The sequence below is a fragment of the Streptomyces sp. O3 genome (genome assembly GCF_054788135.1).
The window spans coordinates 1-452 of sequence record NZ_JBTVYK010000140.1; the positions used below are offsets into that span (position 1 = coordinate 1).

The window sequence follows — 452 nt, forward strand, 5'->3', positions numbered from 1 at the left end:
TTGCGGTCTTCCATCGCGGCCTCGGACATCTTGTCGTCGGCGCGGGTGGCGCCCCGTTCGGTGAGCCGGGACGCGGCGATCTCGTTGATCACGGCGTCCAGGGTGGCGGCGTCGGAGTCGACGGCGCCGGTGCAGGACATGTCGCCGACCGTGCGGTAGCGCACCCGGCGCTTGACGACGGGCTCGTCGTCACCGGGGCCGCCCCACTCGCCCGCGGTCAGCCACATGCCGGAGCGCTGGAACACCTCACGCTCGTGGGCGAAGTAGATCGCGGGCAGTTCGATGTCCTCGCGGGCGATGTACTGCCACACGTCCAGCTCGGTCCAGTTGGACAGCGGGAAGACGCGGACGTGTTCGCCGGGCGCGTGCCTGCCGTTGTAGAGCTGCCACAGTTCGGGGCGCTGGCGGCGCGGGTCCCACTGCGAGAACTCGTCCCGGAGGCTGAACACCCG

At 70.6% G+C, this 452-nt stretch carries 1 protein-coding gene; it reads right to left on the reverse strand.

What is annotated here, in order from left to right; all coding sequences use genetic code 11:
- Positions 1–452, reverse strand: a 452-nt coding sequence (cysD, locus tag ACX6XY_RS30070; RefSeq protein WP_460337788.1) for a sulfate adenylyltransferase subunit CysD, incomplete at both ends; no start/stop codon positions are given.